This window comes from Albimonas donghaensis, from assembly GCF_900106695.1.
GTDB classification, from domain to species: domain Bacteria; phylum Pseudomonadota; class Alphaproteobacteria; order Rhodobacterales; family Rhodobacteraceae; genus Albimonas; species Albimonas donghaensis.
Genome location: NZ_FNMZ01000001.1, coordinates 1,341,554 through 1,355,891 on the forward strand (window position 1 = coordinate 1,341,554; position 14,338 = coordinate 1,355,891).

The 14,338-nt window shown below is 70.9% G+C and carries 14 protein-coding genes; 6 read left to right on the plus strand and 8 right to left on the minus strand.

Going from position 1 to position 14,338, the window contains the following annotated elements:
- Window positions 1-21 precede the first annotated feature (21 nt).
- From BLV24_RS05625 to BLV24_RS05660, 8 genes are all read right to left on the minus strand, one after another.
- On the minus strand, window positions 22-711 hold the full coding sequence (locus BLV24_RS05625; protein ID WP_092680287.1) for a response regulator: 690 nt from the start codon (window positions 709-711) through the stop codon (window positions 22-24).
- Window positions 712-1,036: 325 nt separating this feature from the next.
- Complete coding sequence (locus tag BLV24_RS05630) at window positions 1,037-2,809, minus strand: PQQ-dependent methanol/ethanol family dehydrogenase (RefSeq protein ID WP_092680102.1); 1,773 nt, start codon at window positions 2,807-2,809, stop codon at window positions 1,037-1,039.
- A 243-nt stretch (window positions 2,810-3,052) separates the two neighbouring features.
- Entirely contained in the window at window positions 3,053-3,595 is a 543-nt protein-coding gene (locus tag BLV24_RS05635; protein WP_092680103.1) for a tetratricopeptide repeat protein, read from the minus strand.
- Window positions 3,596-3,610: 15 nt separating this feature from the next.
- On the minus strand, window positions 3,611-4,444 hold the full coding sequence (locus tag BLV24_RS05640) for a lanthanide ABC transporter permease protein PedC (protein ID WP_092680104.1): 834 nt from the start codon (window positions 4,442-4,444) through the stop codon (window positions 3,611-3,613).
- Window positions 4,441-5,181 (minus strand): lanthanide ABC transporter ATP-binding protein PedB/LutE, encoded by a 741-nt coding sequence (locus tag BLV24_RS05645; RefSeq protein WP_092680105.1) that lies wholly within the window; start codon window positions 5,179-5,181, stop codon window positions 4,441-4,443. Before BLV24_RS05645 ends, BLV24_RS05640 begins: the two co-directional genes overlap by 4 nt.
- Complete coding sequence (locus BLV24_RS05650; protein WP_092680106.1) at window positions 5,178-5,633, minus strand: hypothetical protein; 456 nt, start codon at window positions 5,631-5,633, stop codon at window positions 5,178-5,180. Before BLV24_RS05650 ends, BLV24_RS05645 begins: the two co-directional genes overlap by 4 nt.
- Window positions 5,634-5,635: 2 nt before the next feature.
- Window positions 5,636-6,607: a YVTN family beta-propeller repeat protein gene (locus BLV24_RS05655; protein WP_092680107.1), complete on the minus strand. Its 972-nt coding sequence runs from the start codon at window positions 6,605-6,607 to the stop codon at window positions 5,636-5,638.
- Window positions 6,604-7,794: a lanthanide ABC transporter ABC transporter substrate-binding protein PedA1 gene (locus tag BLV24_RS05660; protein WP_092680108.1), complete on the minus strand. Its 1,191-nt coding sequence runs from the start codon at window positions 7,792-7,794 to the stop codon at window positions 6,604-6,606. Before BLV24_RS05660 ends, BLV24_RS05655 begins: the two co-directional genes overlap by 4 nt.
- Before the next feature lie 168 nt (window positions 7,795-7,962).
- Between BLV24_RS05660 and pedF the strand changes: the two genes are divergently transcribed.
- The 6 genes from pedF to BLV24_RS05690 all read left to right on the plus strand — a co-directional run bounded on the left by pedF (window position 7,963) and on the right by BLV24_RS05690 (window position 14,227).
- The gene (gene pedF, locus BLV24_RS05665) at window positions 7,963-8,703 is read left to right on the plus strand and encodes a cytochrome c-550 PedF (RefSeq protein WP_092680109.1); all 741 of its coding nucleotides are present in this window, start codon (window positions 7,963-7,965) and stop codon (window positions 8,701-8,703) included.
- A 139-nt stretch (window positions 8,704-8,842) separates the two neighbouring features.
- Window positions 8,843-9,712, plus strand: coding sequence for a substrate-binding periplasmic protein (locus BLV24_RS05670; protein WP_092680288.1), 870 nt, complete (start codon window positions 8,843-8,845; stop codon window positions 9,710-9,712).
- Window positions 9,713-9,800: 88 nt separating this feature from the next.
- Window positions 9,801-10,388, plus strand: a complete 588-nt coding sequence (locus BLV24_RS05675) for an SRPBCC family protein (RefSeq protein ID WP_092680110.1) — start codon at window positions 9,801-9,803, stop codon at window positions 10,386-10,388.
- 97 nt (window positions 10,389-10,485) lie between these two features.
- The gene (locus BLV24_RS05680; protein ID WP_092680111.1) at window positions 10,486-10,977 is read left to right on the plus strand and encodes a (2Fe-2S)-binding protein; all 492 of its coding nucleotides are present in this window, start codon (window positions 10,486-10,488) and stop codon (window positions 10,975-10,977) included.
- A gap of 16 nt (window positions 10,978-10,993) precedes the next feature.
- The gene (locus BLV24_RS05685; protein ID WP_092680112.1) at window positions 10,994-13,372 is read left to right on the plus strand and encodes a xanthine dehydrogenase family protein molybdopterin-binding subunit; all 2,379 of its coding nucleotides are present in this window, start codon (window positions 10,994-10,996) and stop codon (window positions 13,370-13,372) included.
- 57 nt (window positions 13,373-13,429) lie between these two features.
- Complete coding sequence (locus tag BLV24_RS05690) at window positions 13,430-14,227, plus strand: FAD binding domain-containing protein (RefSeq protein ID WP_092680113.1); 798 nt, start codon at window positions 13,430-13,432, stop codon at window positions 14,225-14,227.
- Window positions 14,228-14,338: the final 111 nt, after the last annotated feature.

A 14,338-nucleotide genomic window follows, 5' to 3' on the forward strand; every position in this document is an offset into this window, starting at 1 on the left:
ACCCCTGATCTGGGGAAAAGGCTAGGGGACGCCGGGCGCATCGCGCAAGATGTTTCGATAGCGGGCGTTCTGGGCGATCAGCACCGCCTGGGTGCGCGAATGCACGCCCAGCTTGCGCAGGATCGCGGTGATATGGGCCTTCACCGTGGTCTCGGCGATGTCGAGGTCATGGGCGATCTGCTTGTTCAGCTTGCCCTCGCAGACCGCGTCCAGGATGCGGGCCTGCTGGGGGGTCAGCAGCGCCAGCCGGTCGATGGCGGTCTCGGCCTCGCCCTCCGGGCCGTCGCCCTCCACCGCCACGAAGCCGTCGGGGCGGAACACGGCCCCCGCCCGGATCGCGGCGAAGGCGCGGGCGAAGGCGTCGCGCGGGGACTGCTTGGGCACGAAGCCCGCCGCCCCGGCGCGCAGGACGGAGGCGACGATCCGGTGCTCCTCCATCGAGGAGATCACCACGATCGGCGTCGCGCCCGCCAGGCGTTTCAGCCGGATCAGCCCGTCGAGCCCGTTGACGTCCGGCAGGCTGAGGTCGAGCAGGATGATGTCGGGGGCCGCGCCCGCCTCCAGCGCCGCGGCGGCGGCGGCGAGCCGGTCGGCGGCGGCGATCTCGGCCACCCCCATCTCGCGCAGCATGAGGCTCAGCGCCTCGCAGAACAGCGGGTGGTCGTCGACGATCAGGGCGCGGGCGAAACCGGCGCCGGCGGGCTCGGACATGTCGGCGGCTCCCTCGTGGCGCCCCGCGTCGGCGGGCCCATCGGCGGATCCATCGCCGGACTTGGCGGCGGGCGCGGGCGGGCGCCCGGTCGGCGTCCCGGCACGCGTCCCCGAACGCGCCCCCGCGGGCATGGACCTGTCGCGCAGAACGATCATGACCTGGACCTCCCGTCCGGCGCGCCTCTCCGCCCCCTGTCGGAGGGCTGTGCGGGGGCGCGCCTGGTTGCGTCGTCGGCTTCGGATGCTAGCCGCTTCCCCGCGGGAAAGCGAGCCGGCGGCGGGCTCGGCGCGCGCCCCGGGCGAGGGGGCGCGCGCCGGATCGGCCTCAGTTGGCGGCGACCTGTTCGGGGATGCGGAACGTCCAGACCATGCCCCCCTGGTTGAGGTAGTTCACCGACTTGGCGACCTCCCCGCCCCAGAGCGGCACCGCCCCGCCCCAGCCCGAGACGACCGAGACCATCTGCGCGCCGTCCTGTTCCCAGGTCACCGGCTGCCCGACGATGCCGGAGCCGAGCTGGAAGGACCACAGCTCCTCCCCGGTCTCGTCGTCGAAGGCCTTGAAGTCGCCCTCGGGCGTGCCGGTGAACACCAGCCCGCCGGCGGTGGTCATCACCCCGCCCCAGAGCGGCGCGGGATTCCTGAACTCCCACTTCACCTCGCCGGTCATCGGATCCATCGCCTTGAGACTGCCGATATGGCTCTCGTAAAGCGGCTTGATGGTGAAGCCCGCGCCCAGATAGGCCGCGCCCTTCTTGTAGCTGATCGGCTCGTTCCAGATATCCATGCCCCATTCGTTGGAGGGCACGTAGAACAGCCCGGTCCGCTGGCTGTAGGCCATCGGCATCCAGTTCTTGCCGCCCAGGAAGCCCGGCACCGCGAAGATGCTTTCGCCCTTCTTGCCATCCGCCGCGGCCGTGGGATCGCCGGGGCGGTTGTCCTCGTTGAAGATCGGGCGGCCGTCCTCCCCGATGCCCGAGGCCCAGGAGATCTCGTTCACGAAGGGATGGGCGGAGACGAAGGCCCCGTCCTCGCGGTTGAGCACGTAGAAGAACCCGTTGCGGTCGGCGGTGGCGAAACGCTTGTTCCCGTCGGCGTCGGTATAGGCCACCACCTCGTTCACGCCGTCATAGTCCCAGCCCTCGCGCGGGGTGGTCTGGTAGTGCCACTTGATCTCCCCGGTCGCGGGGTCGATGCCCAGCCGCGAGGCGGCGTAGAGGTTGTCGCCGGCATTGCCCTCGGTCGGCGCGCCGGCCGCGCGCAGATGGGAGTTCCACGGCGCCGGGTTGCCGGTGCCGAAGACCAGCGTGTCCGTCTCCATGTCATAGGAGCCGCCGAGCCAGGTCGCCCCGCCGCCGGTCTTCCACATGTCGCCGGGCCAGGTCGCGTTGAGCGTCCCGGTCATGGTGCTTTCCTCGCCGTTGAGCGTGCCCATGTGGCCCTCGATCACCGGGCGGGTCCACACCATCTCTCCGGTTTCGGCGTCGCGGGCCTGGACCTCTCCGACGATGCCGAATTCGCCGCCCGAATTGCCGGTGATGATCAGCCCGTTCACGATAAGCGGGGCGGCGGTGTAGGAGTATCCCGCCTTGTAATCCGCGATCTTCTTGTTCCACACCACATCGCCGGTCTTGGCGTCCAGCGCCACCAGCCGCGCGTCCAGCGTGCCGAAATAGACCTTGTCGCCATAGAGCGCCGCGCCCCGGTTCACCACGTCGCAGCAGGGCAGGATGCCTTCGGGAAGGCGGGCGTCGTATTGCCAGATCTCCTTCCCGGTCTTCGCGTCGATGGCGTAGATCCGCGAATAGGAGCCGGTGACATACATCACTCCGTCCTTGATCAGCGGCTGCGCCTCCTGCCCCCGCTGCTTCTCGCCGCCGAGGGAGAACGCCCAGGCCGGAACCATGCGGGCCACGTTCTCCTTGTTGATCTGGTCCATGGGGCTGTAGCGCTGAAGATGCCGGCCCATGCCGTTGGTCACCACCTGGGTGACGTCGGCCTGGTCCCCGGCGAGGTCCATTTCGGTGACCTGCGCCAGCGCGACGGTCGGCGCGGCCAGCGCCATGGCGGACGCGGTCATGGACAAGAGCAGTCGTCGCATGGTGTTCCCTCCCTCGGGATCTGGTTTGTCGGCCCGTTCTCCCGGGCTGGGCCGCCACGCGAATCCGAACCTCCCTGGTCCGGCCGCGGCCTCTGACCCGACTATCCCGCCTGCGGGGCTCACGCGGAATTGCACTTAGGTCCTAGGCGTTCGCGCGAGGGGAGAAATTGCTGAGTTCGCAATGGCTTGCGACTCGCCGCGCGGAGGCGCGACCGGCGGCGGGAGGGCGCGGGCCGCGAGGTCTCAGAACAGGTTGGGCCGGTATTTCGCCTCGTCGGCGTCGGGCGTCACCGCGTCGGGGTCGTAGCCCGAGGCCCGCATCCGCTCCGCGATCTTCAGGCCCTGCGCGGCGGCCCGGTCGACCATGGCCCGTCCCGCCGCCTCGTCCCGCGCCACTCCGCGGCCGCGGATCAGGGCGAGCCCGTAGTTGAATTCCCCCACCGGGTCGCCGGTTTCGGCGGCGCGGCGGGACCATTCCGCGGCGGCCTCGGGGTTCTCCGGACCGCCGAGGCCGTTGTCCTCCATCTGGCTCATCCAGGTCATGGCGCCGGCATAGCCCGCCTCGGCGCAGGCCTCGAAGACCTCGCGCGCGCCGGCATGGTCGCCGGATTTCGTCAGCATGTAGCCCTGCGCGCAGACCACCATGCCGACCTCGCCCTCCCGCGCCCTGGACAGCGCGGTCTCCAGGCTCATCTCGTTGGGGTTCAGCTCCCCGCCCGGCGCGTCCTCGGCCAGCGCCGGGAGCGGGAGCGGGAGGAGAAGGGCGAGGAAACCTGAACGGATCATCGGGACATTCCTTCGTCAGGCCTTGCGCTGCGCAAGCCCGCGGGCCGGGTCGTAGCCCCGGACCGCCAGCCCCGCGAACACCGCGAAGGCGAGCAGCGTCCAGCCCAGCGCGGCGGGCTCCAGCCGCGCATGGAGCGCGAAGCGGATCAGCTCCACGCCCTGGGTGAACGGGTTGACCGCGCAGATGTCGCGCAGAAGGGTCGAGCTCTCGGCCATTTTCCACAGCGGGTAGAGCGCGGTGGACAGGAAGAACATCGGGAAGATCACGAAGTTCATCACGCCGGCGAAATTCTCCAGCTGGCGGATGAAGGACGACAGCGCCAGCCCCAGCGCCCCCAGCATCAGGCCGGAGACGACCAGCGCCGGCAGCACGGCGACATAGCCCCCCCACGGCATGACGATGCCGAAGGCCGCGGCGATGGCGAGGAAGGCGTAGACCTGAAGAATGGAGATCGCGCAGCCCGCCGCCAGCTTGCACATCAGCAGCCAGGGCCGCGGCAGGGGGGAGGTCAGCAGCAGCCGCATCGACCCCATCTCGCGGTCGTAGACCAGGCTCAGGCTGCTCTGCATCCCGTTGAACAGCTGGATCATGCCGCACAGGCCGGGGACGATGTAGACCTCGTAGGGGATATAGGTCTCGTAGGGCGGGATGATCGACAGGCCCAGCGCCGAGCGGAAGCCGGCCGCGAACACCACCAGCCAGACCAGCGGGCGCACCAGCGCGGCGACGAAGCGTTCCCGCTGATGGACGAAGCGCAGCGCCTCCCGCGCCACGATGGCCCGCAGCGCGATCAGCCACGGCCCCGGACCGGGGGCGAGGGCGGCGGGGACGTCGGGAAGCGCGGTCATGCCGCCGCCTTCCCGGTCATGGTCAGGAACACGTCGGTCAGCGGCCTCGGCCCGGCGATTTCCTCCGCCGGCCCCTGCGCCGCCACCCGGCCGCGATGCAGGATCACCACCTCGTCCTCGTCCCGCACCTCGTCCACCAGATGCGTGGCCCAGAGCACGGTGATCCCCGCATCCCGCCCCAGGTCATGAACATGATCGGTGATCGCCCGCCGCGCGGCGGCGTCGAGCCCCACCGTCGGCTCGTCCAGCAGCAGCACCGCGGGGTCATGCATCAGGGCGCGCGCGATCTCGGCGCGTCTGCGGTGGCCGCCGTTCAGGGCGCGCGCCTTCTCCCCTTCCCGCTCGCGCATGTCGAGCCGGTCGAGCGCGGCGTCCGCCCGCCGCGCGGCCTCGCGCCCGCCGATGCCGTGCAGGGCCGCGAAATAGGTCAGGTTGCGATGCACGGTCAGGTCGAGATCCAGCGTCGATTGCTGGAACACCGCCCCGATCCGCGCCAGCGCCGCGCGCGGCGCGCGCGAAAGATCATGCCCCGCCACCTCGATCCGCCCCGAGGCCGGGCGCATCAGCCCGGTGAGCAGCGCGAACAGCGTCGACTTCCCCGCCCCGTTCGGCCCCAGCAGGGCGCAGAACTTGCCCGGCGGCGCGGCGAAGCTCACCCCCTCCAGCGCCTTCCTGCCGCCCCAGGCGAAGCTCACGTCCGCGACGACCAGACCGGAGGAGGCGCCGCGCGAGCTCATTCGATGGTGACCTCCAGCCGCTGCCGGTCGCCCCGCGTCCCGGGCACGGCCAGCACGTAGCGGCCCGGCTTGATGGCGATGAAACTGATCTCCACCGTCCCGGCCTCGTCGAATTCGAGGCTGTCGAGCCCCAGCGGCCGGATCTCGATCCCCTCGATGACGATTTCGTCGATCCAGATGGCGCGGAAGAACCCGGCCCCGGCCAGCGCGATTTCGCCCGATCCGTCGGCCTCGATCTCGATCTCGTAATAAGTCCCCGATTTCAGGACCAGCGGCGCCTCGGCCAGCGGTTCCCCGACCGAGAGCAGGATCGGCGGCAGGTCGGCGCGGTTCTTGCCCGCCAGCAGGCCCGCGGGGCCGAACCCCTCCGCCAGCGCCGGGGCGGAGACGGAGACGGAGACGGAGGCGGCGAGCAGCGCCAGGCAGGCGGCGAATGACGTGAGGCGGCGCATGGTCAGCCCTCCTTCGGGGTGGGGCGGGCGGCGGCGCCCCAGGGGAAACGGCCGACCTTGATGGACTTGATGGCTTCGCGGCTTTCCACGTCGATCACCGTCACGTCGCCGGAGACGCCGTTGGTGGTGAACAGCCGCCGGTGATCGGGGGAGAACGCCATGTGCCAGACCCGCCGTCCGACAAGGATGTAGTCCACGACCTCGTAGGTTTCGGCATCCACCACGGCGACATGGTTGGACGGGCCCAGCGCCACGAAAACCGTGCGGCCGTCGGGGGTGAACTCGAACCCCACCGGCTGGATGCGGTCGTCATGCACGCCCTTGATGTCGAAGCGGATCTTCGCAAGCTCCGCCTGGTCCGCAACGGCGAACACCGTCACCGTGCCGCCGATCTCCGACGACACCCACAGCTCCGTCCCCCGCCTCGCGAACTCGGCATGGCGGGGGCGCGAATCCACCAGCGTGTTGGCGAACAGCACGTGGGTCCCGGTGTCGATCCAGTGCGCCATGTTGGTGGTCTCGGACGTGGTGATGGCGATGCGCCCGTCCGGCGACACGGCCATGCCCTCCGGCTCGATCCCCACGTCGATCTGGGCGATGACGCGGCGGGTCTCCACGTCCACCACGGTGGCGATGGCGTCGTCCTCGTTGGCGATGTAGAGCCGCCGGTCGTCGGGATGCAGGGCGAACTGCTCGGGGTCCTCGCCGGAGGGGAGGTTGTGCAGGATCTCCCCCGACGCCGGGTCCATGACCTGCACCGCGTCGGAATCCGAAGCGCAGATATAGACGCGGGAGAAGTCGTGCGAGAACACGATCCCCCGCGGCCGTTCCCCGGTGGGGATCGTGCGGGTGACCTCCAGCGTCTCGGTGTCGATGACGCTGATCGTGTCGTCCTTCTCGTTGGTCACCCAGATCTCGTCCGCCGCGGCGGGGGCGATCCCGGCCAGCAGCGCGAGCGTGATGGCGCGGATCATCCGTTACCTCCCTCGAAGGCCCGGCAGGCGCTTTCGGGCGCATCCTGGCCGAGCGTGTCCATCTCGTTGCGTTGGTGCAGGAACCCTTCCAGCGGCGCCATCGCCACCAGCCCGCGGGGATGGGCGAGCGGGATCGGCTGGCGAAGCTGCCCGTTCCAGGCCCGAAAGCTGAGCGGACGGCCCTTGAAGCCCGCAAGCTCGAACTCCGGCCCCAGCATGTAGGCCCGCAGCCGCCCCGGCTCGGCGGAGACGGCGCGCGTCGCGGCCTCGCCCACCGCGCGCAGGGCGGCCCAGGCGGCGTAGTCCTCGGGCCGCATGTCGCGCCCCGCCAGCGCCCGGAAGCGGGACTGAAGCTGGCTCGCCCCCCATTGCTCGGCCTGCGGGGTCCAGGCGGAGGGGACCAGACCCTCGGACCCGGCGAAGAGCCGAGGCTCCCAGGTGTTGAACATCATCCAGCGGGCGAAATCGCCCTGCTCGTCCGCGACCAGCAGCACGTCATGCGCAGGCAGGTTCTGGGTGAACAGCGGCGCCTCCTGCCCCGCCAGCCGGCGGATATCGGCCGAGGCGTGGTCCCAGACCTCCCGCCCCCGGATCCGCAGCCCGAATTTCCGCGCCGCGGCGGCCAGCGCCCCGGCCCATTCGGCGTCGCCCTCATGCGTGCCCTCGATCATCGCCAGCTCCGTCCAGCGGCGGGCGGCGAGGAACTGCATCAGCGCATCCGCCCGCATGGCGAGGCTGGGAAAGACGTGCAGGACATTGGCCCGGCAGCCTGCCCCGCGCAGATCCGCCTCCGGCGCCGCGGCGTTGAAGATCAGCGCGCCCTCGGCCTCGGGCAGATCGGCGATGGCGGTCAGCGTCGCCGCGGGGGCGGAGACGACCAGCAGCCCGGTCTCCGACAGCAGCGCGCGGGCGGGGGCGAGCGGATCTTCGCCCGGCGGGATCACCACCTCCGACAAGGCGAACCGCTGGCCCAGGAACCGCCCCGACGCGGCGTTGTCCGCCAGCCCCAGCCGCGCCCCGGCCAACCCCAGATCCTCCGGCGCCGGGTCGAGATTGGAGAGCACCGGCGGCCGCGCCGCCCGCGCCTCCAGCCACCCCACGCGCAGCGCCAGCGGATCGGCCCGCGCCGACGGGGCGAGGGCCAGCAGGGCGGCGAAAGCGGCGGCGAGGGAACGGGTGCGGATCATGGGGCGGAGCCTAGCCGCGGCCGCCCGCCGCGGGACATTGGACCAAAGTCTCGCCCCCCGGATGCGCCCGCCCCCGCCCTGTCGCCATAAGGTCGAATACCGGCCGCGCCGGACCGCATGCTAGCGCTGGGATCAACAGCACGAAACCAGCCGACAGGGAGACGGCCGATGACCGGACCGGGGCGCGGGAAACCGCTTGGACAATTCGCGATCGCGACCGGCGCCGCCGCCGCCCTGGCGCTGGGCGCCGCGGGGCTCGCCCTCGCGCATGGAGACGTCGCCCCCCAGCCGGTGGAGACCGGCGCCCTGCCCGATCTGGGCGAGGACTGGCTGACCGAAAACCCCTATCGCGACGCGGGCCCGGAGGTCTGGGCCGAGGCCATCGCCATCGGCGACAGCGGCTACAACCAGAACTGCGCGCGCTGCCACGGGCTGGGGGTGATCTCCGGCGGGCTCGCCCCCGACCTGCGCTACCTGGAAGCCGAGGAATACGGCGACGAATGGTATGCGGAGCGGTTCCGCACCGGCTACACCCAGAACGGGATCACCAAGATGCCGGCCTTCGGGGAGCTGCTGGGCCAGAAGGCCGCCTGGGCGATCCGCACCTATATCGAGACCCGCCCCGACGACGGCGCCATGGACGCGCATTCCGACCGGCTGAAGGCCATCCGGGACGCGCTGTCGGCGATGGACGCCGCCGCCCCCGACGCCGACCCCGCCCCGGACCCGGAGGCCGTCGAGGCCCTGCGCGCCGAACTGGAAGCCATCGCCGCCGAGGTGCCCACCGCCTCCGGCGCCCCCGTCGCCGACAGCGCCGCCTATCGCGCCGCCGCCCGGCTGTCCGGTCCGAAGGCGGACCTGAATGCGGCCGCGGAGGTGCTGACCATCGGCCTCTCGGCCGCCCACTGAGCCGGCCGGAGGTCCCCCGGTCATGGCTCGCGCGCGTCGCCGCTTCGCTCCCATCCCCGCCGTCCCGCCCCGGGGCGGCCCGCCGGCCCGTCGCAACGCCCGCCCCGGCTTGCGCGCGGCGCTCAGGGTCCTGCCGGCGATGATCTTCGCCGCGGGTCTGGCGGGGGAAGCGGCGGCGCGCTGCGAGGATGTCGTCCCGCAACCCAGGCCCCAGAACGCCTCGCGCGACTATGTGGGCCAGTCGCTGGACGCCATCCGCGAACGCGGCTTCATCCGCTTCGCGGTCTACGAGGATTTCCCCCCCTGGTCCTGGCAGGGCCCGGACGCCGCCCCGATGGGCGTCGACATCGCGCTGGGCCGGATCATCGCCGAGGATCTCGGCGTCGCCCCCCGCTTCGATTTCGTGACCCCCGCCGAGACCTATGAGGCCGACCTGCGCAACCATGTCTGGAAAGGGCCGGTGGTGGGGGGCTCGGCCTCCAACGTGATGCTGCACGCGCCCTATGACTCCCGGCTCGCCTGCCGGGTGGAGCAGGTGGTGTTCACCGGCATCTACTTCACCGAGCGCGTCGCCATCGCCTATCGCGAAGACGCCTATCCCGACGACGCGCCCGTCCCCGCCTGGTTCCGCTTCGACGCGGTGGCGGTGGAGAACGACTCGATCGCGGATTTCTACCTGACCTCGCTGGCCCGCGGCGCGCTGGCCGGCAATCTGCGCCGCTTCCCCACCACCGCCGCGGCCATGCGGGCGCTGGCGGCGGGGGAGACGAAAGCCGCCATGGGCCCGCGCGGGGAACTGGAGGCCGGGCTCGTCCCCGGGCTCGCCCTGCACGCGCCGCCCCTGCCCGGCTTCGCCCGCGGATCGTGGATGCTGGGGGTGGCGGTGCGCCATTCCTGGCGGCCGCTCGCCTATGCCGTCGACGACGCGGTGCAGGCGGCGGTGGCGGACGGACGCCTCGCCGCGATCTTCGAGGCCCACGGGCTCACCTGGGAGAAACCCGACTGGTGAGCCCCTCTACGACTTTGGTCGCATGGCGCGTCGCCGCGGCCCGTCCCTACTCTTGTTCACCGACCGCCCCCGAAGGAGGCCGCCCCCCATGGAAATGACCGGCGAAACCGTCATCCGCGCCCCCCGCGGCGACGTGTGGTCCGCGCTCAACGACCCCGACGTGCTCAAGGCCTGCATTCCGGGCTGCGAGCGGCTGGAAAAGACCTCGCCCACCGACATGGAAGCCGACGTCACCCAGAAGGTCGGCCCGGTGAAGGCCAGGTTCAAAGGCGCGGTGACCCTGGAGGACATCGTGGAGGGCGAAAGCTACCGCCTGGTCGGAGAGGGCAAGGGCGGCGCCGCGGGCTTCGCCAAGGGCGGCGCGCATGTGCGCCTGTCGGACCACGACGAGGGCACGCTGCTGTCCTACGAGGCCGAGGCGCGGGTGGGCGGCAAGCTGGCGCAGCTGGGCTCGCGGCTGATCGACGGGTTTGCGCGCAAGATGGCCGACGAATTCTTCGCCACCTTCAAGGCGCAGGTGGAGGGCCCCCCCTCCGCTGAAACCGCCGCCGCGATAACCGACGCGGACACCGATGCGAGCAACGCCGCGAGCACCGAGGACACCGCCGCGCGCGAACCGGCGATGGCCGGCGCCGCGCCCGAAAGCAAAAGCTGGATCAGGAAGATCTTCTCCTGATCCCGCTCCACGCCCAGACCCGTCACGGCGGCCCCCGCAGGGAGGCGGGGCGCGCGCCGCAACCAACCGAGCCAACAGCCAGGGGAGGACATTCCGGATGCCCGGCATCAAACTGACCGTCAACGGCAAGACCGTCGAGAAAACCGTCGAGGGCCGCACGCTTCTGGTGCAGCTGCTGCGCGAGGAACTTGGCCTGACCGGCACCCATGTGGGCTGCGACACCTCGCAATGCGGCGCCTGCCTGGTGCATGTGAACGGCGAAAGCGTGAAATCCTGCACCATGCTCGCCGCCGCCGCCGAGGGCGCGGAGATCACCACCATCGAGGGCGTCTCGTCCCGCGACGGGACCCTCAACGTGGTCCAGGCCGCCTTCCAGGAGCATCACGGCCTGCAATGCGGCTTCTGCACCCCGGGCATGGTGATGTCGATCACCGACCTGCTGCGGGTCAACGCCTCGCCTTCGGAGACGGAGGTCCGCGAGTGGCTCGAGGGCAATATCTGCCGCTGCACCGGCTACCACAATATCGTCAAGGCGGCGCTTTCCGCGGCCGAGACCCTGCGCGGCGCCCAGCCCGTCGCGGCGGAATAAGGGAGGATTTCGGATCATGGCCAAGGATTTCGGCATCGGCGCCAGCTCCAAGCGGCGCGAAGACAAGCGGTTCCTGACCGGCACGGGACGCTACACCGACGACATGAACAAGCCCGGCCAGGCCTATGTGCATTTCCTGCGCTCGGACATGGCCAGCGGCAGGATCAACGGCATCGACATCGCGGCGGCCGAGGCCGCGCCCGGCGTCATCAAGGTCTTCACCTCCAGGGACTTCGAGGCCGTGGGCGGCGTGCCCTGCGGCTGGCAGGTGACCGACAGGCACGGCGAGCCGATGAAGGAGCCCAAGCACCCCGTGCTGGCCGAGGGCTTCGTGCGCCATGTGGGCGACCCGATCGCCGCCGTGGTGGCCGAGACCCGCGCCCAGGCCCGCGACGCCGCCGAGCTGATCGAGGTCGATCTCGAAGAGCTTCCCGCCGTCGTGAACCTGCGCGCCGCCGTCTCCGGCGGGACCGCCGTGCACCCGGAGGCCCCCGACAACCTCTGCTATGACTGGGACTTCCCGGCCGAGAGCAAGGACGCGGTGGACGAGGCCATCCGCAACGCCCACCACGTCACGGTGCTTGAGCTGGTCAACAACCGCCTCGTCGCCAACCCGATGGAGCCGCGCGCCGCCATCGGCGAATACGACGCCGCCGACGACCAGCACACGCTCTGGACCACTTCGCAGAACCCGCATGTGATCCGGCTGCTGATGGGCGCCTTCGTGCTCGGCATCCCCGAGCACAAGCTGCGGGTCGTGGCGCCCGATGTGGGCGGGGGCTTCGGCTCCAAGATCTACCACTACGCCGAAGAGGCCTTCGTGACGCTGGCCGCCAAGGTGCTGAACCGGCCGGTGAAATGGACCTCCGACCGGGGCGAGGCCTTCATGTCCGACGCCCATGGCCGGGATCACGTCTGCAAGGTCGAACTGGCGATGGACGCGGAGGGGCATTTCCTCGCGCTCCGCTCCACCACGCTGGCCAACATGGGCGCCTATCTGTCGACCTTCGCGCCCTGCATCCCGACCTGGCTGCACGGCACGCTGCTGGCGGGCAACTACAAGACGCCGCTGATCTTCACCAATGTCCGCGCGGTCTTCACCAACACCGTGCCGGTGGACGCCTATCGCGGCGCCGGCCGGCCGGAGGCCACCTACCTGATCGAGCGAACCGTGGACAAGGCGGCGCGCGAGATGGGGATCGACCCGGCGGAGCTGCGCCGGCGCAACTTCATCACCCAGTTCCCCTACCAGACGCCGGTGGCGGTGGAATACGACTCCGGCGACTACAACGCGACGCTCGACAAGGTTCTGGAGGGCTCCGACCGCGCCGGTTTCGAGGCACGCAAGGCCGAGAGCGCGTCGCGCGGCAAGCTGCGCGGCTACGGGCTCGCGCATTACATCGAGGCCTGCGGGATCGCGCCGTCCTCGCTGGTCGGCGCGCTCGGGGCCCGGGCCGGGCTTTACGAGGCCGCGACGGTGCGGGTGAACCCGACCGGCTCGATCTCGGTCTTCACCGGTTCGCATTCCCACGGGCAAGGCCATGAAACCACCTTCGCCCAGGTGGTCGCCGACATGCTCGGCGTGCCCGAAGACAGCATCGACATCGTGCATGGCGACACCAACCGCGTGCCCTTCGGCATGGGCACCTACGGGTCGCGCAGCCTCGCCGTCGGCGGCTCGGCCATCGTGAAGTCGGTCGACAAGATCGTGGCCAAGGCCAAGAAGATCGCGGCCCATCTGCTGGAGGCGGCCGAAAGCGACATCACCTTCGAGAACGGCCAGTTCTCCGTCCAGGGCACGGACAAGTCGCTGGCCTGGGGCGAGGTCTGCCTCGCCGCCTATGTCCCCCACAAATACCCGATCGAGACGCTGGAGCCGGGGCTGGAGGAGACGTCGTTCTACGATCCCGCCAACTTCACCTATCCCTCGGGCGCCTATGCCTGCGAGGTGGAGGTGGATCCCGAGACCGGCAAGGTCGAGGTGCTCTCCTTCACCGCGGCGGATGATTTCGGCAACGTGGTCAACCCGATGATCGTCGAGGGGCAGGTGCATGGGGGGCTCGCCCAGGGGCTCGGCCAGGCGTTGATGGAGGGCTGCGTCTACGACGAGAACGGCCAGCTCATCACCGCGAGCTTCATGGACTACGCCATGCCGCTGGCCAAGGACCTGCCCTCCTTCACGGTGGACAACTCCGCCTGCACGCCCTGCACCCACAATCCGCTGGGGGTGAAGGGCTGCGGGGAGGCCGGGGCCATCGGCAGCCCGCCGGCGCTGGTCAACGCGGTGCTCGACGCGCTCTCGGATTACGGGATCGCGCATATCGACATGCCGCTGACCCCGTCCAAGGTCTGGGCCGCCATCGACGCCGCCCGTCCGGCCGCGGCCGCGGAATGAGGTGCGGCGGGCGCCGGCGGCCCGGCGCCCGCCCCTCGACCCTATAGGGAGAGACACATGTACAACTTCGATTATCTCCGCCCCGCGAGCCTCGCCGAGGCCGTGGAGGCGATGAAGGGCGAGGACGCCCAGGCGATCTCCGGCGGCCAGACCCTGATCCCGACGCTGAAGGCGCGGCTGGCCTCGCCCTCGGTGCTGGTGGACCTGTCGGGCCTGGCCGAGCTGAAGGGCGTGAGCCGGGAGGGCGACAAGCTGGCCATCGGGGCGGCGACGCGCCATGCGGACGTGGCGGGCTCGGAGGCGGTGCGCTCCGCGATCCCGGCGCTGGCGGCGCTGGCGGGCAATATCGGCGACCCGGCGGTGCGCAATCGCGGCACCCTCGGCGGGTCCGTCGCCAACAACGACCCCGCCGCCTGCTACCCCTCCGCCGCCCTGGCGCTGGGGGCGACGATCCACACCTCCGCCGGGCGCGCCATCGCGGCCGACGACTTCTTCCTCGGCATGTTCGAAACCGCGCTGGAGGAGGGCGAGCTGGTCACCCGCGTCGACTTCCCGATCCCGACGGCGGCGAACTACCAGAAGTTCGAACAGCCGGCCTCCCGCTTCGCGCTGGTGGGCGTGTTCGTGGCCCGCTTCCCGGGCGGGGCGCGGGTGGCGATCACCGGCGCCTGCGAAGGCGGCGTGTCGCGCTGGGATGCGGCGGAGGCGGCGCTGTCGTCGGACTTCTCCGCCGGCGCGGTGACGGGGATGGCCTTCCCCGCCGACGCGCTGATCGGGGACATCCACGGAACCCCCGCCTACCGGGCGAACCTGATCGGCGTGCTGACCAGGCGCGCCGTGCAGGCCTGCGGCTGAAAGCGGTCTCCTCCCCGTTCCGTCGCGGCCGGGGGCGGCCCTTCCCTTTCGGGGGAGGGGCCGCCTTTTTTCATGTCAGGATCAATGCAGGCGGCGCATGGAAACCCGCGG